We start from the raw sequence: 19,527 nt of genomic DNA, 5'->3' as shown, positions 1-19,527 counted from the left end.
CGCCCCCGTTCAGACCCCCGTCTCCGCGGCTATCCGCCCCTTCCGTATCGCCGCGACCAATTCCGCGTGATCCGCCTCCGTACGATCCGCGTAGGCCACCGCGAACCCGGCCACCGCCTCGTCCACCGCGTCACCCTTGCCGCAGTACCCCGCGACCAGACGTGGATCGGCACTGTGCGCATGAGCTCGGGCCAGCAAGGCGCCCGTCATGCGTGCGTAGTCGTCGATCTGGTCACCGGGGAGGGCGGCGGGGTCGACGCTGCCCTTCCGGTTCCGGAACTGCCGCACCTGGTGGGGCCTCCCCGCCCCCGCCCCCTCCCCCACCCCCGGCTCGTGAACCGTCGTCCACCCCAGCAGGTTGTCGCTGACGACCTGCATGCGTCGCTGGCCGCGTACGATGCGTCGGCCCTCGTGTCCTACCGGCGGAGCGGGGAAGCCGGCCTTTTCCGCGTACGGTGCCAGGGCTGAGCTGCGTGCCTCCTTCACCTGGAGTACCAAGGGCTCGCCGCGGTGGTCGAGCAGCAGGACCACGTAGGAGCGCAGGCCCACGCTTCCCGTGCCCACCACCCGGAACGCCACGTCCTGCACCTCGTACCTGGCCATCAGCGGGAGCCGATCCGCCGGCAGGGTGTCCAGATAGCCGGTGAGCGATGCGGCGACCGCGGCGGCCTCCGCGTCCGGTATGCGGCGCAGTACGGGTGGGGCGTCCACGAAGCGCTTGCCGCCTTCGGGTATGCGCTCGGTCGACTTCGCCGCGAAGCGGGCGCTGGTGTTCTTGCGCGCCTTGGCCGCCACCCGTTCCAGGGTGCCCAGCAGGTCACGGGCGTCGGCGTACGAGACCAGTTGCTCGTCGGCTATCGCGTTCCAGGCGTCGGCGGCCGGCATGCCTGCCAGCAGCCGCATTGTGCGCCGGTATGCGCCGGCCGCGTCCAGGGCCGCTTCCCGGCACTGTTTCTCACCGGCCCCGGCCTCCCGGCCGGCCAGCACCAGCGAGGCCGCGAGCCGCTTCAGGTCCCATTCCCAGGGCCCGTACAGGGTCTCGTCGAAGTCGTTGAGGTCCATCACCAGCTTGCCGCGGGCGTCGCCGTAGAGGCCGAAGTTGCCCGCGTGCGCGTCACCGCATATCTGCGCACCGATGCCGGTCACGGGGCTGTTCATGAGGTCGTACGCCATCAGCCCCGCGGATCCGCGCAGGAAGGCGAAGGGGCTCGCCGCCATGCGTCCGACCCGTATCGGCACCAGGTCCGGAAGGCGGCCGGCGTTGGACTCCTCGACCGTCGTCACCACGTCCGGCCGCCCGGCGTCGGGTGCGAACCGGCCCTGTGCGGAGCGTGGCGTCCGCTCCCGGAGCGCCTTGCCGACCGCCTTCGGCGACGTCCCCCGCTCCGCCGGCTCGGCGAAGCCCGGTACGTACGGCAACCGCGACATCGCGTGCCACCTCCCCCTGCGTTCCGTGCATCGTCACCGGACCCGGTCGTCCGGCCGCGTCGGAACGTCGACAGAACCCCCTCGACCGCCGGTCGCCGGGCGCTGTCTCCGCCGCGTGTGCACGACGGTACAGACAGGCCCCGCCTCGCGGCAGGGCCTGTGGATAACTCTCTGTAGCGGGGTTGTGGAAAAGCCGGGGGCACGTTCCGGGCGCCGTCGGCTCAGACGCCGACCGCCTCTTCCATCTCCTCCTCGACGGCGGCCGCGCTCTCGCCGTTCGCGCTGGTCGCGGCGTGGGCCGGACGGCGTTCCGGCACCGTGGCAGCCACCGCGGCAGCCGCCACGGCCGTCGCGTTCGCCGCCGCGTTATCGGCCGCGCGCCGCCGGCGTGCCTCGGCCAGGGCCGCGACACCGACCATCACGAAGCCCACGACCAGCCACAGCACCAGCGTCCAGACGTGCCCGGCCAGCCCGTTGCCGTCGAAGTAGACATGGCTGCGGACGCCCTCCACGAATCCGGCGCCGTTCCAGAACGCGTGCAGGGAGGCGAAGAAACCGTTCTGGAGCTCGGGGCGGAAGACGCCGCCCGCCGAGGTGAAGTTGAGCATCACGAACAGCGCCATCACGCCCAGCGTGGTCCAGCGCTTGAGGAAGGTGTGCAGCCCGGTGCCGATCAGCAGGATGCCCGCCGAGTACAGCCAGGCCATGCTCCACAGCCCCCACAGACCGTGGTCGACGAGGTGGAAGACCGGCCCCGCGAACAGCGTCCCGAGAATGCTGACCACGAAGGAGGTGCCGACCGCCAGCATCGCGCGCATCCGGATCGGCAGCACGGCACCGGCACCGCCGATCACCGCGACCGACGCGTACGAGCCGATGCTGATCGCGACCATCAGGAAGAAGAGACCCTGGGCCGTCGGGTCGTCCTCGGCCGGCGGGGCGACATCGGTGACCTTGAGCGGCACACCCTGCTGGGCCGCGACGGGTGTGAAGATCTTCTGCACCACGGACGCCGTGGTGTCGGACCCGGCCGTCGCGACCACGAGCTCGGGCACCGGCTCGGCCCCGCCGCCCTTGGCCGCGGCCGCGGACGCCGAAGCACCGGCGGAGGACGCCGAAGCACCGCCCGCCTTCCCGGGCGAAGCACCGCCCGCCTTCCCGGCCGGGGCGCCGCCGCTCTTCGCGCCGGACGCGCCGTCGCCGGACGCGTGCGTGTCCATCACATACGCGCCGAAGATCTCCTGGTGCTTGAGCTGGTCCACGGCCTCGGCCCGGCTGGCGACAGTGCGTACGTCCAGACCGCCGTGCGCCTTGTCGTTCATCGACTGGGCCAGCACCTGCGCCTGGGATCCCGAACCGACGACCGCGACCGGCAGGTGGTGCGGCTCGGGGTGCGCGAACGCGCCCAGGTAGGCCAGGCCCATCCCGGCGCACATCAGCAGCGGGGTGATCAGGTGGGTGAGGACGTGCCGCAGATCGGCTCGGTGATCAGGGCGGTGGTGGTCGGGACGTCGGACCGAACTCATGCGTCGTGCCTTCTCAAGCTAGTCGCTCAGCTTCGAGTAGTTGGCTTATACAACTCTCATTCCACGTTGTACTATACAACTACTTCAACGAAAGGCAAGCCCGTGGCTCCCAGAGACACATCCGTCGAGACCATCCAGCAGGAGATGACCGCGTTCGCCCGCCGAGCCCGCGCCACCGCCGCCCGTACGCACCCGGAGCTGTCGCTCGTCTCGTACACACTGCTGGCACACCTCGACGACCAGCAGGGATGCCGCGCGACCGACCTCGCCGCGCACTACCTCCTGGACAAGTCCACGGTCAGCCGGCAGATCTCCGCCCTGGAGAAACTCGGCTTCGTCGAGCGCCGCGTCGACCCGGACGACCACCGCGTCCAGGTGCTGCACCCCACGGCCAAGGGCGCGCAGATGCTGGCCAACGTGACCGCCAGCCGCCGCCAGGCGTTCCATGAGCGGCTCGCCGACTGGGACGAGGAGGACCTGGACCGCTTCGCGACCTACCTGCTGCGCTACAACGCCGCCCAGGCGCGCCACGGCTGAGGCCGCCCGTCACCGGACCTCGAACACCTCGGGCGCCCGGCACACCCCGCGCGCCCCACGCCCCGCTTCCTCATTCGCGGAAGCGCGCCGGGCACTTCCCGCCCTCCACGAGGTACGCCTCCGCCCACCGGCCCAATTCCTTGAGCGCGGGCTCCAGCGCCCGGCCCGCCTCGGTCAGCCGGTACGAGACGCGCAGCGGCGGGCCGCCGTCGACCTCCCGTAGGACCAGACCGGCTTCGGCCAGCTCCGTGAGCCGGTCCGAGAGCATGCGCTCGCTGATGCCGGGCACCGCGCGCCGCAGCTCGGCGAAGAAAACCGGCCCCTCCAGCAGGACGGACACGACCAGGCCGGTCCACCGCTTGCCGAGCAGCCCGAAGACCCGTGCCATGCCGGTGTCGACCTGCCTGCAGGTGCCTTCGCCGTGATCCGCCATGTGACCAGCGTACTGCCTTACCGTTGGGTACTGCGGAAAAGTAAGCTACTGTGTTAAACATAGGAACGCACGGAACTCTTCATCAGGCCGCGCGTCGGCCGCGAACGAAGGACCGCCCCATGGCCACGCTTCTGCACCTCGATTCCTCCCTGTTCCCCACCGACGGATCCGCTTCCCGCGCGGTGACCGCCGCCTTCCGCGAGGCATGGGAGGAGGCGCACCCGGGCGGCACCGTCATCTACCGCGACCTCGCCGCGGACCCGCTGCCCCACCTCGACGCCGCCGGCTTCTCCGCCGCCTTCGCCGACGCGGACGCCCTGACCCCCGAGCAGCAGACCGCGTTCGCGCGCCGCCTTGAGCTGGTCGAGGAGCTGGAGAAGGCGGACGCGGTTCTCATCGGCGCCCCGATGTACAACATCACGATCCCCTCCACGCTCAAGGCATGGCTGGACCACATCATCATCATCGGCCGCACCGCCGGTGAGGAGTCGTCCATCAAGGACAAGCCGGTCACCGTCGTCGCCAGCCGCGGCGGCTCCTACAAGCCGGGCACGCCCCGCGAGGGGCTCGACTACGTCGAGACCTACCTGCGGGCCGTGCTGGGGACCCTGCTCGGCATGGAGGTCGACTTCATCGTCCCCGAGCTGACGATGGCGCCCACCAACCCCGCGATGTCGGAACTCATACCGCTGTACGAGGCCTCCCGCGACCAGGCCTTCCAGGAAGCCGCCGAGAAGGCCAAGGCCCTCGCCGAACGCCTCGCCGCCTGACGGCACCGCACCGCTTGCCGGCACCGCACGTCTGACGGCACCGCACCGTCTGACGGCACCGCACCGCCCACGGCCCGGCCTCACAGGCCGGGCCGCCCGGCATACCGGCACCGGGTCGCCCGAAGCCCTACGCCCCCAACCCCGCGTCCCTCGCCAACAGCGCCGCCTGGACCCGGTTCTCGCAGCCCAGCTTGGCCAGGATGCGGCTGACGTACGTCTTGACCGTCGCCTCGCTCATATGGATGCGCTCGCCCGCGTCGGCGTTCGAGAGTCCCTCGCCGAGCAGGGACAGCACCTCCATCTCCCGCTCCGTCAGGACCGAGAGCCGCCGTCCGGCCTCCGCCGCGCGACGGGCCGTACGGGCCGCAGCGCTCTCCCCGCCGAAGTCGCCGCCCCGCGCCACCAGCGAATCGGCCACGTGCCGCGTCGCCACCGGTGACATGTAGGCGTGGCCGTCGGCCGCGGCGCGCACCGCGCGGATCAACTCGTCCGGCGCGGAATCCTTGAGCAGGAAGCCCGCACTGCCCTCGCCCATCGCGCGCAGGACGTTCTCCCGCTCACCGAACGTCGTCAGGATCAGCGCCCGCACGGACGGCGCCACACGGCGCAGTTCGGCCAGCGCCGTCAGCCCGTCCATCACCGGCATCTGGATGTCCAGCAGCACCACGTCCGCGCCATGGCCGCGCGCGGCCTCGACCGCCTCTCTGCCGTTCCCCGCCTCCGCCACCACCGAGATGTCCCCGGCGGAGGTGAGAATCATCCGGATACCGGCCCGGATGAGCGGCTCGTCATCGGCGACGATCACCTTGATCACTCGTACTCCCGCACCGGCCCGGCCCACACTTCCCACGGACAGCGCCATCATCCCCCCGTTTCGCGCCGGTCCGTCCGGCCGCTCTCAGGTCTTCCCCATGAAGGTCCGCTTCTCCACCAGCTTCCCGTCCTTGAAGCAGAACCGGAACGCCCGCTCCTCCTCCCAGCTCGCCGACGGCTCCGTGGACGTGAACGTCTCGCAGCGCGCGCCCGCCGGCTTCGGGGGCCCCTGGTCGTTCAGACCGCTGTTCACGAACGACCCCGGCGGCAGCTGCTCACGGACCTCCGCCTCCGGCCGGCCGATCCGCAACTGCCCGTACGTGTCCGGCGACACCGAACCCTCCTCTATCGCCTTGAACAGCTCCACCATCCCCCACGCCGTCAGCACCCCCATGGCCACGACCACACCCGCCGCCAGACCGCACCCAACGGCGAACCCCCTGCGCCGCTCGTCCCCGCGGAACATCGCCGTGTCCGGGGCCGCGTACACCCGGGACCAGTCGATGACCGGCCGGCCGTCCTTGCCGACCCGCACCGCGGGCCGCCCGGCGCCGGAGCCTGTGTCCCCGGTGCCGGGCCCCGGCGGCGGTGGCACCGGCTCCGCCACGGTCGACGCCACCGTCACCGGTCCGTACGGCAGCACCCCGGCGAGCCGGAAACCGCCGTCCGGCAACGAACCGCTGTGCACCATGCCGCCGACCAGCCGGGCCCGCTCCCGCAGCCCCGTCAGCCCCTGCCCGCCACTGACCTCGGGACCGGCGGCCGAACCCGGCGGCACCGGCCCGTTGACCACCTCGACCAGCAGCGAATCCGGTTCATACCGCAGCGCCACCGTCACCGGCGCCCCGGCGGCGTGCTTGTGCGCGTTGGTCAGCCCCTCCTGCACGATGCGGTACGCGGCCCGGTCGACGGCCGGTGCCAGCGCGCGCGGCTCCCCGGAACGGGAGACGGATATTCGCGCCCCCGCGCCGCGCGACGCCTCCACCAGCCCGTCCACCTGGGCCACCCCGCGCCGCCCCGCGTCCGGAGCCGTACCGGCGCCGACCGGCGGGGGCACCGCCGCCGCGTCCTCCGTCTCGTCCCGGAGCAGGCCGACCACCTCGCGCAGCTCGCGCATCGCCGCCACCGAGGCCCCGCGCAGCACGCCGACCGCCTCCCGCTGCCGCGCGTTGAGCGCGGAGTCCACCTCCAGCGCACCCGTGTGCACGGCGATCAGGGTGAGCTGATGGCCCAGGCTGTCGTGCATGTCCTGCGCGATGCGCTGCCGCTCCCGCAGCTGCGTCTGACGGGCGATCATCGCGTTCTCCCGCAGGAGTTGTGTGCGCTGGGCGTGCAGCGTGTCCACCAGAGTGCGGTGCTGGGACCAGTACCGGCTCGCTATCCCGGGCATGGCCACTATCGCCAGGAAGGACACCGCCAGGATCATCAGCTTCTCCGGCGACACCCGCGGGAGGTCCTGCACCACGGGCACCGCCATGCTCAGCACCAGCGCCACCGCGAACACCACCAGCGCCCGCGCGCTGCCCGCGATCCGCCGCCCGGCCGACCACCCCGCCACGATCAGCAGCGCCGATATCCCCACGAACAGCCAGCTCAGCGACGCCGCGAGGATCAGCACCGCACCGGGCAGCGCGCGGCGCAGCGGCGCGAGCGCCATCACCGCCACCGTCACCAGCCACGTACGGGCCTCGCCGCTGCCGGCGACCTCCTCCGCACCGAGCGCGATCAGCCCCAGCAGCAGGGCCAGCAGCAGTTCACCGAAGACGCGGTACGGCGGCCACTGCTCCCGGCGGACCAGACGCCGCCACGCCCGCCCGCCCGCGGCCCGGAGCGCCGTGCCCCGGGCCGCCACCTGTGCTTTCCCCGTGATGTTCACGTATTGAGCGTAGGAAAAGCCCACCGTCCGGCGCAGTCATCGTTCGTCGCTCGCTGCCGCGACGAAAGTCGCTGGTTGAAGATCGCTGTTTTCACGGGAGCCGCCGCTCCTCACCGCGACACCGCCCCAGACCCCGGCCCCCGCCCGGCCGCGACCGCCACCAGCGCCCCCGCGGCCAGCGCGCCTCCGAGCCACAGCACCCCGGTCAGCCCCCACCCGTCCACGGCCCGGCCCCCGCCGAACGCGCCCAGCGCTATCGCCGCGTTGAACACCCCCACGAACAGCGCCGACGCCGCCTCCCGCGCCCGCGGCGCCACCGCCATCAGCCATGTCTGCGTACTGACCGACACCCCTCCGTACGCCAGCCCCCACACCGCCAGCAGCGCCACCGCCCCGGGAACGCCCACCCCCAGCACCGGCACCAGGAGCACCGCCCCGGCCAGCACCCCGCTGATTACCAGCAGCATGCCGCGCGGTGACCGCCCCGCCCCGGCACCGCCCACGAAGTTCCCGGCCACCCCGGCCGCCCCGTACACCAGGAGCAGCGTGCTGATCGCCCCGGGGCCGACCCCGGACACCTCCTCCAGCACCGGCCGCACATACGTGTACGCCGCGAAATGCCCGCCCACCAGCAACGCCACCACGACCAGCCCCGTGCGTACCCGCGCGTCCCGGAACAGCCGCAGCACCCCGTCGAGCCGTACCGCTCGCTCGGCCGGCAGCGGCGGCAGCAGGACCGCCAGCGCCACCGCGACCAGCGCCGACAGCGCGGCCACCGCGGCGAACGCGGCGCGCCAGCCGCCGAGTTGCCCGATCAGGGTGCCCGCCGGCACGCCGAGCACCGACGCGACCGCCACCCCACTGAAGATCAACGACGTCGCCGCGGCCACCGACCGCGCCGCCACCAGCCGCACCGCCAGCCCCGCGGCGAGCGCCCACACACCGCCCATGCCGACCCCGACCAGCACCCGCGCCACCAGCATCACCCCGAAACCCGGTGCCCAGGCGGCCAGCAGATTGGCCACCGCCAACATGGCCAGCAGCCCGCACAGCACGTTCCGCCGGTCCGCCCGGCCCACCGCCAGCGTGAGCACCGGCGCCCCCACCGCCGCGACCACACCCGTCACGGTGAGCGTCAGCCCCGCCGTACCGTCCGTGACCCCCAGCGCGCCTCCGATGGGCGTCAACAGCCCCACCGGCAGCATCTCCGACGTCACCACCGTGAACGTGGCCGCCGCCAGCGCCGTCACCGCGCCCCAGCCCGCGCCCCTGCCCCGCCGCAACTCACCGTCGCGGCCCGTCGTTTCCTCGATCGTCGTCATGCACCCCAGCCAATGCGCAGCCACCCGTGGGAACAACGGCGAACAGCTCACGCTTTCATGAGCGTGGCTCATCGATCCCGAAGTACCCGGAGTACCCCGACCGCCCCGCGCGACACCGCGCCCGCCACCCCCGGCGGGCTGGAGATCCGTGAACTGGAGTGCTTCCTGGTCCTCGCGGAGGAACTGCACTTCGGCCGCGCCGGCGCCCGCCTGTACGTCTCCCAGAGCCGCGTCAGCCAGCTCCTTCGCGCCCTGGAACGCCGCGTCGGCGCCCGCCTCGTGGAGCGCACCAGCCGCCGGGTCCGCCTCACCCCGCTCGGCACGGACTTCCTCGCCTCCCTGCGCCCGGCCTACGAAGCGCTGCGCGGCACGGTCGACGCCACCATCGCCGCCGCCCGCGGCATCGAGGGCCGGCTGCGCATCGGCTTCCAGGGCACCGCCGACGCATCGATCATGAAGTCCATCGACGCCTTCCACGCCCGCCACCCCGGCTGCGCCACGGAGATCGTCGAAATCCCCCTCCAGGACCCGTTCGGCCCGCTGCACCGTGACGAGGTCGACGCCGCCGTCGTCCTGCTGCCCGTCGAAGAACCCGGCCTCGTACTCGGTCCGGTCTTCTCGAAGCAACAGCAGACACTCGCCGTCTCCGTACGCCACCCGTTCGCGTCCCGTACCCGCCTCGACGCCGAGGAACTGGCCGACGGCCCCCTCATCGCCGTGGAAGGTCCGGCCCCCGACTACTGGCGCTGCGCCCAGGCCCCCACCAGCACCCCCGGCGGCCGCCCCATCCCGCCCGGACCGGCCGTCCGCACCCTTCAGGAGGGACTGACCCTGGCCGCCGCCGGCCGCGGCGCGATGCTGCTCTGCCGGCCCACGGCGGACTACCACGGCCGCCGCGACCTCGCCTTCGTACCGGTCGACGGACTGCCGGACTCCGTACTCGGGCTCGTCTGGCACCAAGACCGCGAGAGCGCGCGCACGCGTGCCTTCAGCGCGGCCGTCACCGATGTGACGTAGCCCTCATCGGTGCTTTTCGGACAATGAACGGCTGGCCGCCGGACCACGGAACGAGACGGCCGGGGACAACGAAAGACCCCCGGTCCGGGAATCCCGGACCGGGGGTCTCATCTGTGCGCGAGGGGGGAGTTGAACCCCCACGCCCTTTCGGGCACTGGAACCTGAATCCAGCGCGTCTGCCTATTCCGCCACCCGCGCATTGGGTGTGTCGTCAGATTCTCTCACGAGATCCGGGCTGTTCCGTCCGGGTCTTGCGCTCTCGCCTGCCGACACCCAGAACATTAGCACGCTGTCCGGGGTGCAATCACATCCGTTCTCCGGAGCCCGCTCGCGACGCCTTGTGAGCGGCCCACCCGCGCACCCGTCACCCCACCCGCCGTCCCCCGGCCGGGCCGCTCCGCCGACCGGCCCACCCGCCGCGGCACCGCGACGGCCCGTCCGGCCCGGTCCGTATTCCGCCCCGCGCCCACTGCCCCGCCCGGTCGGTGAACCCGGCGGTTGCGGGACACTGTGAGTGGGGCACATCTACGATCGCAGTGCCATCGCAACGTCGGCGCGGTCACATCGCGAAGCCATCGCGGTGCCGCGGCCCGCCCCGGGGCGGTGACACAGCACGATTCACCACGGCGGCACCGCGGCCCCATCGCGGTGGCACCGGAGTGACGCACCGGCAAGCAGGCGTGAGCAACCTTGTGAGGGGCGACACTCGTCCTCACGGCGGGAAAGGGGAACCAGCCGATTTCCCGGCGCGTGGATACGATCAGTAAGCAGTATCAGGACGACCCTGTCGAAGACCGACCTGACGAAGACTGAGGAAGGAGGTGCCCCGTGGGAGTACTGAAGCGCTTCGAGCAGCGTCTCGAAGGTCTCGTCAACGGCACCTTCGCCAAGGTGTTCAAGTCCGAGGTGCAGCCCGTTGAGATCGCCGGCGCGCTCCAGCGCGAGTGCGACAACAACGCCACCATCTGGAACCGCGACCGCACGGTCGTCCCCAACGACTTCATCGTCGAACTGAGCACCCCCGACTACGAGCGGCTCAGCCCGTACAGCGGCCAGCTCGGAGACGAGCTCTCCGGCATGGTCCGCGACTACGCCAAGCAGCAGCGCTACACCTTCATGGGCCCGATCAAGGTGCACCTGGAGAAGGCCGACGACCTCGACACCGGCCTGTACCGCGTCCGCAGCCGCACCCTCGCGTCCAGCACGTCCCAGGAGCACCCGGGTGCCGCCGCCGCGGCACAGCGCCCCACCGCGCCCCGGAGCAGCCCGTCCGGTCCCGGCGGACACGTGGGCCCGCCCCCCATGCCCACCTCGCCGCCCCCGTCCCGGACAGGAGCGCCGGGCGCCGGTGCCCAGCCGGCCTCCGACGGCTGGTACCAGGGCCGGGGCGGAGCGGACCGGGGCGCGCAGACACGGCGCTGGATCGAGATCAACGGCAACCGCCACCAGATCTCCCGCCCCACGCTCGTCCTGGGCCGCAGCACCGACGCCGACGTACGCATCGACGACCCGGGAGTCTCCCGCCGGCACTGCGAGATCCGCGTCGGGGCGCCGCCGACGGTCCAGGACCTGGGTTCTACCAACGGCATCGTGGTAGACGGACAGCACACCACCCGCGCTACGCTCCGCGACGGCTCGCGGATCGTCGTGGGCAGTACCACCATCGTTTACCGGCAAGCCGAAGGGTGAAGCGGGGGCAATGTCAGAGCTGACCCTCACGGTCATGCGGTTGGGTTTCCTCGCCGTACTGTGGCTGTTCGTCATCGTGGCCGTCCAGGTCATCCGCAGCGACCTGTTCGGCACGCGCGTCACACAGCGCGGCGCCGCCCGCCGGGGCGGCCAGGAGGGGCGCGCTCAGCAGCGCCAGCAGGCCGCCCCGCCGCAGCAGCGCCGCCAGGAGGGCGGCCGCGGCAACAACCGTCAGCGCCGCGGGGCCCCCACAAAGCTGGTGGTCACCGAGGGCACGTTGACGGGCACGACCGTCGCCCTCCAGGGACAGACCATCTCCCTGGGCCGCGCGCACGACTCCACGATCGTGCTGGACGACGACTACGCCTCCAGCCGGCATGCCAGGATCTACCCGGACCGTGACGGCCAGTGGATCGTCGAGGACCTCGGGTCCACCAACGGCACGTATCTCGACCGGACCCGACTGACGACCCCGACACCGATTCCGCTGGGAGCCCCGATCCGCATCGGCAAGACCGTCATCGAGCTGCGGAAGTAGTGCTACGTCATGAAAGAGCGCGAGCGGAGCGAGCGAGCCGCGGCGGTCCACTCGACGGACCCGAGCGTGCTCCCGACCGGAGGGTGGGCACCGTGCGGATGTACCCCGAGCCGACGGGCGAGGTGCGTATGAGTCTGTCACTGCGCTTCGCCGCCGGATCGCACAAGGGCATGATCCGGGAGGGCAACGAGGACTCCGGTTATGCCGGCCCCCGCCTGCTCGCCATCGCCGACGGCATGGGCGGCCAGGCCGCCGGCGAGGTCGCCTCCTCCGAGGTGATCTCCACCCTCGTCCAGCTCGACGACGACGTCCCAGGCTCCGACATCCTCACCTCCCTCGGTACGGCCGTCCAGCGCGCCAACGACCAGCTGCGCGTCATGGTCGAGGAGGACCCGCAGCTGGAGGGCATGGGCACGACCCTGACCGCCCTGCTGTGGACCGGGCAGCGGCTCGGCCTGGTGCACGTCGGCGACTCCCGCGCGTACCTGCTGCGCGACGGCGTCCTGACGCAGATCACGCAGGACCACACCTGGGTGCAGCGGCTCGTCGACGAGGGCCGCATCACCGAGGAGGAGGCCACCACCCACCCGCAGCGCTCCTTGCTGATGCGCGCGCTGGGCAGCGGTGACCACGTCGAACCGGATCTGTCGATCCGTGAGGTCCGGGCCGGCGACCGCTACCTGATCTGCTCCGACGGCCTGTCCGGCGTGGTCAGCCACCAGACCCTCGAAGACACCCTCGCCAGCTACCAGGGGCCGCACGAGACCGTGCAGGAACTGATCCAGCTGGCGCTGCGCGGCGGCGGCCCGGACAACATCACCTGCATCGTCGCGGACGTCCTGGACGTCGACGCGGGCGACACCCTCGCCGGCCGGCTCAACGACACCCCGGTCGTCGTCGGCGCGGTCGCCGAGAACCAGCACCAGCTCAACGACCCCAGCACCCTGCAGACCCCGGCCGCCCGCGCCGCCGAGCTGGGCCGCCACCGGGACGCGCCGCAGGGCGCGCCGGGCGGCGCCTTCGGCCCGCCGGGCAGCGGCGGCAACGACGTCGCGGGCCCGCCGCAGGGCTCGTTCGGCGCGTTCACCGACGAGGACTTCCTCAAGCCGGAGCGCCGCGGCGGCAGATGGATCAAGCGGTCGCTGATCATCGTGCTGGCGCTCGCCGTGGTCGGCGGCGGGCTGTACGCGGGCTACCGCTGGACGCAGACGCAGTACTTCGTCGGCGCCAAGGACGACCACGTCGCGCTGTACCAGGGCATCAGCCAGGACCTGGCCTGGATCAAGCTCAACAAGGTCGACGAGGACCACCCCGAGATCGAACTCAAGTACCTCCCCGTCTACCAGCGCAACCAGGTCAAGGAGACCATCGCGGTCGACAACCGCAACCAGGCGGTCGAGAAGGTCACCGAGCTGGGCAACCAGGCCGGTGCCTGCCGGTCCAAGGAGCAGCGGGACGCGGCCGAGCGCAAGGCGGCGGAGGACCGCAAGAAGGCCGAGGAAGAGGCCCGCAAGAACAAGGGCAAGCCCGGGAAGCCGGCAACCCCGACGCCCACTCCCACCACCAGCCAGACGCCCCCCTCCGAGGAGCAGCAGAAGCTGGAAAAGAATTGCAGCACCCAGCAGTGAGGGCGTAGGGGGCCGTAGAACTGATGAGCAGTACCACCACCACGACCACCGTGGGCACCATCGGTGCCCCGAGCCGCCGCAACACCGAGCTGGCCATGCTCGTCTTCGCGGTGCTCATCCCGGTCTTCGCCTACATCAACGTGGGTCTGGCCAAGGAGGGCTCGGTCCCGGCAGGCATCCTGGGCTACTCCCTCGGCCTCGGCCTGCTGGCCGGCGTCACCCACCTCGTCGTACGCAAGTGGGCCCCGTACGCCGATCCGCTGATGCTGCCCATCGCCACCCTCCTCAACGGTCTCGGCCTGGTCTTCATCTGGCGCCTCGACCAGGAGCCGCAGATCACCACCAAGCAGCTCGGCGGCGCTCTGGCCCCCGGGCAGATGATGTGGTCGACGATCGGCGTCGCCCTGTTCCTCGGTGTCCTGATCTTCCTCAAGGACCACCGTGTCCTGCAGCGCTACACCTACATCTCGATGGTCGTCGCGCTGGTCCTGCTGATCGCCCCGATCTTCTTCCCGGCCAAGTTCGGCGCCCGCATCTGGATCACCATCCCCGGTGTCGGTTCGCTGCAGCCCGGTGAGTTCGCCAAGATCGTCATCGCGATCTTCTTCGCGGGCTACCTCATGGTCAAGCGCGACGCGCTCGCGCTGGCCAGCCGCCGTTTCATGGGCCTGTACCTGCCGCGCGGCCGCGACCTCGGCCCGATCCTGGTCATCTGGGCGCTCAGCCTGATGATCCTGGTCTTCGAGACCGACCTCGGTACGTCCCTGCTCTTCTTCGGCCTGTTCGTGGTCATGCTCTACGTGGCCACCGAGCGCACCAGCTGGATCGTCTTCGGCCTGCTGCTCAGCGCCGGCGGCGCGGTCGCGGTGGCCACCTTCGAGTCGCACGTGCAGACCCGTGTGCACAACTGGCTCAACCCCCTGGAGCTGCTGAACGGCGGCGTCACCGAAACCGCCCAGGCCATGTACTCCTTCGGCTCCGGCGGCATCCTCGGCTCCGGCCTCGGCCAGGGCTACTCCCGCCTCATCGGCGGTATCGCGCCCAAGAGCGACTACATCCTCGCCACCGTCGGCGAGGAAGCCGGCCTAGCCGGTCTGATGGCGATCCTGCTGCTGTACGGCCTGCTCATCGAGCGCGGCATCCGTACGGCGCTGGCCGCCCGCGACCCGTTCGGCAAGCTGCTGGCCGTCGGCCTGTCCGGCGCCTTCGCCCTCCAGGTCTTCGTCGTCGCCGGCGGTGTCACCGGCCTGATCCCGCTGACCGGTATGACCATGCCCTTCCTCGCGCAGGGCGGCTCCTCCGTCATCGCGAACTGGGCCCTGGTCGCGCTGCTGCTGCGCATCAGCGACACCGCGCGCCGGCCCGCCCCGGCCCCCGCCCCCTCCACCGACGCCGAGATGACCCAGGTGGTCCGCCCGTGAACAAGCCTCTGCGCCGCGTCGCGATCTTCTGCGGCCTGCTGGTTCTCTCCCTGCTCATCCGCGTCAACTGGGTGCAGTTCGTCCAGGCCGACGAGCTGAAGAACGACACGAACAACCGGCGGGTGGCCATCGAGCGCTACAGCCAGCCGCGCGGCAACATCATCGTCGACGGCAAGGCGATCACCGACTCGACGACCAACGACAGCGGCGACTTCAAGTACAAGCGGATCTACAAGGACGGCGCGATGTGGGCGCCGGTCACCGGCTACGCGTCGCAGGCGTTCGGTTCCAACCAGCTGGAGAAGCTCAACGACAGCATCCTGTCCGGCACCGACGACAAGCTCTTCTTCAGCCGTACGGTCGACATGTTCACCGGCGAGAAGCAGAAGGGCGGCGACGTCGTCACCACCCTGAACCCCAAGGCGCAGAAGGCCGCCTTCGAGGGCCTGGGCAAGAGCAAGGGCGCGGTCGCCGCGATCAACCCGGAGACCGGCGCGATCCTCGCCCTGGCCAGCACCCCGTCGTACGACCCCTCCACCTTCGCCGGCATGTCCGACAAGGACGCCAAGGCCTACAACGCCCTCCAGAAGAAGAACAACCCGGACGACCCGATGCTCAACCGGGCGCTGCGCCAGACCTACCCGCCGGGCTCGACGTTCAAGGTCGTCACCGCCGCCGCCGCGCTGGAGAACGGCCTCTACACGGACATCAACGCCAAGACCGACTCGCCGCTGCCCTGGTACCTGCCGGACACCGCGCACCAGCCGCTGAACAACGAGGGCAACATCCCCTGCGAGAACGCCAGCCTCAAGGAAGCCCTGCGCTGGTCGTGCAACACCGTCTTCGGCAAGATCAGCGCCGATCTCGGCAACAAGAAGATGAAGGCCGAGGCGGAGAAGTTCGGCTTCAACGACTCCAAGATCGACACCCCGGTGCGGGCCGCCGAGAGCGTCTACCCCACCGACAACCGGCCGCAGAACGCGATGGCCGGCATCGGCCAGGCCTCCAACCGCGCCACCCCGCTGCAGATGGCCATGGTCACCTCGGCCATCGCCAACGGCGGCAAGCTGATGAAGCCGTACATGGTCGACAAGCTGGTGGCCCCCAACCTCAACGTCGTCCAGCAGCACACGCCGGAGGCGATGAGCCAGCCGCTCAAGCCGGAGAACGCCCAGAAGCTCCAGGAGATGATGGAGGGCGTCGTCAAGAACGGCACCGGCACCAACGGCCAGATCGACGGCGTCACCGTCGGCGGCAAGACCGGTACCGCCCAGCACGGTGAGAACAACAAGGACAACCCGTACGCCTGGTTCATCTCCTACGCCAAGACCTCCAAGGGCACGCCGGTGGCCGTCGCCGTCGTGATCGAGGGCTCGGACACGCTCCGCGGCGACATCGCGGGCGGCAGGCTGGCCGCGCCCATCGCCAAGAAGGTCATGGAGGCGGTACTCGACGGCAAGAAGTGACCCCGGTCACGCCAATACCGGTCGGATATCAGGTGCCGGTCGCGGCCGGGCCCCGCACGGCGTGCCGGGTACGGTATGCCCGAACAGCACACCGCCGGACCACACACGGGTGCGGTCGGGACTGACGGAGAGGGCTGGAGAAGCTTATGGAAGAGCCGCGTCGCCTCGGCGGCCGGTACGAGCTGGGCTCGGTGCTCGGCCGCGGCGGCATGGCCGAGGTCTACCTCGCCCATGACACCCGCCTGGGCCGCACCGTCGCCGTGAAGACACTGCGGGTGGACCTCGCCCGCGACCCGTCCTTCCAGGCCCGGTTCCGCCGTGAGGCCCAGTCGGCCGCCTCGCTGAACCACCCGTCGATCGTCGCGGTGTACGACACCGGCGAGGACTACGTCGACGGCGTCTCCATCCCGTACATCGTCATGGAGTACGTCGACGGCTCCACCCTGCGCGAACTGCTGCACTCCGGCCGCAAGCTGCTGCCCGAGCGGTCCCTGGAGATGACCATCGGCGTGCTCCAGGCGCTGGAGTACTCCCACCGGGCCGGCATCGTCCACCGCGACATCAAGCCCGCCAACGTCATGCTGACCCGCACCGGCCAGGTGAAGGTCATGGACTTCGGCATCGCCCGGGCGATGGGCGACGCCGGCATGACGATGACGCAGACCGCCGCGGTCATCGGCACGGCGCAGTACCTCTCCCCCGAGCAGGCCAAGGGCGAGCAGGTCGACGCCCGCTCGGACCTGTACTCGACCGGCTGTCTGCTCTACGAGCTGCTCACGGTCCGGCCGCCGTTCGTCGGCGACTCGCCCGTCGCCGTGGCCTACCAGCACGTACGCGAAGAGCCGCAGCCGCCGAGCGCCTTCGACCCCGAGATCACGCCCGAGATGGACGCCATCGTCCTCAAGGCCCTGGTCAAGGACCCCGACTACCGCTACCAGTCGGCGGACGAGATGCGCGCCGACATCGAGGCGGCCCTCGACGGGCAGCCCGTCGCGGCCACCGCGGCCCTCGGCGCGGTCGGTTACGACCAGGACCAGCCGACGGCGATGCTGCGCCCGCAGGACCCGGCCGGCCAGACCTCGATGCTGCCGCCGATGAACCCGGACGACGGCGGGTACGGCTACGACGAGCGGCCCGACCGGCGCCGCGGCGGTGGCGGCCAGAAGAAGAAGCACACCTCGACGATCCTGCTCGTCATCGCGGGCATCCTCGTCCTGGCCGGTGCGATCTTCATCGGCAAGGCCATGTTCACCGGCAAAAACACCAGTGACGACGTCAAGGTGCCGGACCTGACGGGCGAGACCTTCGACCAGGCCAAGCAGCGCGGCACCAACGCCGGCTTCAAGGTCGTCAAGGGCGGCAGCACCGCCTGCGAGAACGCCCAGAAGGACCAGGTCACCAAGCAGAAGCCGGCCGCCGGGGAGACGGTCGGCAAGGACGAGACGGTGACGGTGACGATGTGCACCGGGCCGGAGAAGGTCACCATTCCCGACGTCACGGGCCTGACCTTCGACAAGGCGAAGGACGACCTGAACAAGAAGGGCTTCCAGGACGTCCAGAAGACCGAGCGGGTCTCGGACCGCCCGGAGGGCACGGTCGTCGACCAGGACCCCAAGGGGCAGAGCGAGGGCACCAAGAAGACCAAGATCACCCTGGTGGTCGCCAAGAAGTCGCCGACGACCACGGTGCCGCAGGTGACCGGCCAGGACTTCAACGCGGCGCAGAAGCAGCTGACGGACATCGGCTTCCAGGTCGCCAAGAACGAGCAGGAGACCTCCGACCCGAACCAGGTCGGCAAGGTCATCTCGCAGTCCCCGAACGGCAACACGCAGGCCAGGCCCGGCTCGACGATCACCCTGACCGTCGGCAAGGCCGCCGAGCAGAAGACGGTGCCCAGCGTCGTCGGCCAGACCGTGAAGGACGCCAAGAAGGCGCTGCAGGGCGCCGGTTTCACGAACATCCAGTTCGCGAACGGCAGCTCGCAGGACGACAAGGCCCGCGTGATCACCCAGGACCCGCAGCCCAACACCCCGTCCGACCCCGGCTCCACGACGGTGACGCTCACCACGGTGGGCGATTCCCCCAGCGGGGACGACGACGGCGGTGACGACGGCGGCATATTCGACAAGTGGTGGGGCCGGCACAAGCACTGACCGGTGAACACGCTGCTACGGGAAAGCCCCGGCCCCCTTTCGAGGGGCCGGGGCTTTGTCGTACGGCTTCGATGCGCGGCCCGGTGTCGGATCCGGGGCTTCGGTGCGCGGCCCCGGCGTCGGGTCCGGGGCTTCGCCGTACGGTGCGGCTCGCCTCGCCGTCAGCGCAGTTCCTTCGGCGGGGTGCGCTTGGCGTCGACCTTCTCGGTGCGCTCCAGCTCGCCCCAGACGATGTAGCGGTACGTGGAGGTGTAGACCGGCGTGCAGGTCGTCAGGGTGATGTAGCGGCCCGGCTTGCGCTTCCCGGACTCCTTGGGGACCTCGTCCAGGACGTCCACGTTGTACTTCGAGGTCTCGTCCAGCGACGCGTAGACCTTGTAGATGTACCAGGTGTCCTTGGACTCGAAGACGATCGCGTCGCCGTTCTTGAGCTTGTCGATGTTGTGGAACTTGGCGCCGTGCCCGTCGCGGTGCGCGGCGAGCGAGAAGTTGCCCTGCTTGTCCTGCGGCAGGGCCGACTTCACCGGCTCGGTGTAGTAGCCGGCCACGCCCTCGTTGAGGATGTCGGAGTCGATCCCCTTCTTGACGAGCACCTCGCCGTTCTTCATCGCCGGTACGTGCAGAAAGCCGATCCCGTCCTTGGTGTCGAGCGCGCCCGGGCCCGTCGGCGTCTTCGCCCAGTTCCGGCGCACCGTGTCGCCCTGCTTGTGCGCCTCACGGTCGGCGAGGACGTTCGTCCACCACAGCGAGTAGGCGACGAAGAGGGCCAGGATCAGCCCCAAGGTGATCAGCAGCTCGCCGATGACGCTGACCACGGCGGCCACGCGCCTGCGCACGCGGCGCGGCGGCGCGGACGCCGGCTCCTCCGCCGCCCGGCCGGTGTCCTCGTCGTGTCCGGTGGCAGTCACCG

General features: G+C 70.9%; 16 protein-coding genes and 1 tRNA gene. 9 read left to right on the top strand and 8 right to left on the bottom strand.

Annotated elements, in window-relative coordinates; translation table 11 throughout:
* Window positions 1-9 precede the first annotated feature (9 nt).
* The gene (locus tag CP973_RS01330; RefSeq protein WP_150236817.1) at window positions 10-1,428 is read right to left on the bottom strand and encodes a DUF2252 domain-containing protein; all 1,419 of its coding nucleotides are present in this window, start codon (window positions 1,426-1,428) and stop codon (window positions 10-12) included.
* A gap of 221 nt (window positions 1,429-1,649) precedes the next feature.
* Window positions 1,650-2,954, bottom strand: a complete 1,305-nt coding sequence (locus CP973_RS01325; RefSeq protein WP_150236814.1) for an ABC transporter permease — start codon at window positions 2,952-2,954, stop codon at window positions 1,650-1,652.
* Between the two features lie 102 nt (window positions 2,955-3,056).
* Between CP973_RS01325 and CP973_RS01320 the strand changes: the two genes are divergently transcribed.
* Window positions 3,057-3,491, top strand: coding sequence for a MarR family winged helix-turn-helix transcriptional regulator (locus CP973_RS01320; protein ID WP_150236812.1), 435 nt, complete (start codon window positions 3,057-3,059; stop codon window positions 3,489-3,491).
* 70 nt (window positions 3,492-3,561) lie between these two features.
* Here CP973_RS01320 and CP973_RS01315 read toward each other — a convergent pair whose 3' ends face one another.
* Entirely contained in the window at window positions 3,562-3,924 is a 363-nt protein-coding gene (locus CP973_RS01315) for a winged helix-turn-helix transcriptional regulator (protein ID WP_150236810.1), read from the bottom strand.
* 119 nt (window positions 3,925-4,043) lie between these two features.
* Between CP973_RS01315 and CP973_RS01310 the strand changes: the two genes are divergently transcribed.
* Window positions 4,044-4,694 (top strand): FMN-dependent NADH-azoreductase, encoded by a 651-nt coding sequence (locus tag CP973_RS01310; RefSeq protein ID WP_150236808.1) that lies wholly within the window; start codon window positions 4,044-4,046, stop codon window positions 4,692-4,694.
* A gap of 127 nt (window positions 4,695-4,821) precedes the next feature.
* Here CP973_RS01310 and CP973_RS01305 read toward each other — a convergent pair whose 3' ends face one another.
* The 3 genes from CP973_RS01305 to CP973_RS01295 form a co-directional block, all read right to left on the bottom strand.
* Window positions 4,822-5,508, bottom strand: a complete 687-nt coding sequence (locus tag CP973_RS01305; protein WP_150236806.1) for a response regulator transcription factor — start codon at window positions 5,506-5,508, stop codon at window positions 4,822-4,824.
* 84 nt (window positions 5,509-5,592) lie between these two features.
* On the bottom strand, window positions 5,593-7,383 hold the full coding sequence (locus CP973_RS01300; RefSeq protein WP_244409226.1) for a sensor histidine kinase: 1,791 nt from the start codon (window positions 7,381-7,383) through the stop codon (window positions 5,593-5,595).
* 110 nt (window positions 7,384-7,493) lie between these two features.
* Complete coding sequence (locus CP973_RS01295) at window positions 7,494-8,705, bottom strand: MFS transporter (protein WP_150236804.1); 1,212 nt, start codon at window positions 8,703-8,705, stop codon at window positions 7,494-7,496.
* 138 nt (window positions 8,706-8,843) lie between these two features.
* Between CP973_RS01295 and CP973_RS01290 the strand changes: the two genes are divergently transcribed.
* A complete protein-coding gene (locus CP973_RS01290; RefSeq protein ID WP_150242962.1) occupies window positions 8,844-9,722 on the top strand; it encodes a LysR family transcriptional regulator in 879 nt (292 codons plus the stop codon).
* A 114-nt stretch (window positions 9,723-9,836) separates the two neighbouring features.
* Here the strand turns inward: CP973_RS01290 and CP973_RS01285 are convergent.
* A tRNA-Leu gene (locus tag CP973_RS01285) sits at window positions 9,837-9,920 on the bottom strand.
* 630 nt (window positions 9,921-10,550) lie between these two features.
* Between CP973_RS01285 and CP973_RS01280 the strand changes: the two genes are divergently transcribed.
* The 6 genes from CP973_RS01280 to pknB all read left to right on the top strand — a co-directional run bounded on the left by CP973_RS01280 (window position 10,551) and on the right by pknB (window position 18,617).
* Window positions 10,551-11,411: an FhaA domain-containing protein gene (locus CP973_RS01280; protein WP_150236802.1), complete on the top strand. Its 861-nt coding sequence runs from the start codon at window positions 10,551-10,553 to the stop codon at window positions 11,409-11,411.
* Between the two features lie 10 nt (window positions 11,412-11,421).
* Window positions 11,422-11,949: an FHA domain-containing protein FhaB/FipA gene (locus CP973_RS01275; protein WP_150236800.1), complete on the top strand. Its 528-nt coding sequence runs from the start codon at window positions 11,422-11,424 to the stop codon at window positions 11,947-11,949.
* 128 nt (window positions 11,950-12,077) lie between these two features.
* The gene (locus CP973_RS01270) at window positions 12,078-13,577 is read left to right on the top strand and encodes a PP2C family protein-serine/threonine phosphatase (RefSeq protein WP_150236798.1); all 1,500 of its coding nucleotides are present in this window, start codon (window positions 12,078-12,080) and stop codon (window positions 13,575-13,577) included.
* 23 nt (window positions 13,578-13,600) lie between these two features.
* Window positions 13,601-14,998 carry an FtsW/RodA/SpoVE family cell cycle protein gene (locus CP973_RS01265; protein ID WP_003978841.1) on the top strand — a complete coding sequence of 466 codons (1,398 nt, stop codon included), beginning with the start codon at window positions 13,601-13,603 and terminating at the stop codon, window positions 14,996-14,998.
* On the top strand, window positions 14,995-16,464 hold the full coding sequence (locus CP973_RS01260) for a peptidoglycan D,D-transpeptidase FtsI family protein (protein WP_150236796.1): 1,470 nt from the start codon (window positions 14,995-14,997) through the stop codon (window positions 16,462-16,464). The genes CP973_RS01265 and CP973_RS01260 overlap by 4 nt, the downstream gene beginning before the upstream one ends.
* A 146-nt stretch (window positions 16,465-16,610) precedes the next feature.
* On the top strand, window positions 16,611-18,617 hold the full coding sequence (pknB, locus tag CP973_RS01250) for a Stk1 family PASTA domain-containing Ser/Thr kinase (RefSeq protein WP_150236794.1): 2,007 nt from the start codon (window positions 16,611-16,613) through the stop codon (window positions 18,615-18,617).
* Window positions 18,618-18,778: 161 nt separating this feature from the next.
* Here the strand turns inward: pknB and CP973_RS01245 are convergent, their stop codons facing one another.
* Complete coding sequence (locus CP973_RS01245; protein WP_150236792.1) at window positions 18,779-19,525, bottom strand: class E sortase; 747 nt, start codon at window positions 19,523-19,525, stop codon at window positions 18,779-18,781.
* Between the last annotated feature and the right edge of the window lie 2 nt (window positions 19,526-19,527).

The sequence above is a fragment of the Streptomyces albofaciens JCM 4342 genome, from assembly GCF_008634025.1.
GTDB classification, from domain to species: domain Bacteria; phylum Actinomycetota; class Actinomycetes; order Streptomycetales; family Streptomycetaceae; genus Streptomyces; species Streptomyces albofaciens.
The sequence above is the reverse complement of the archived record's forward strand: the minus strand, read 5'-3'. Positions and strand labels throughout refer to the sequence as shown.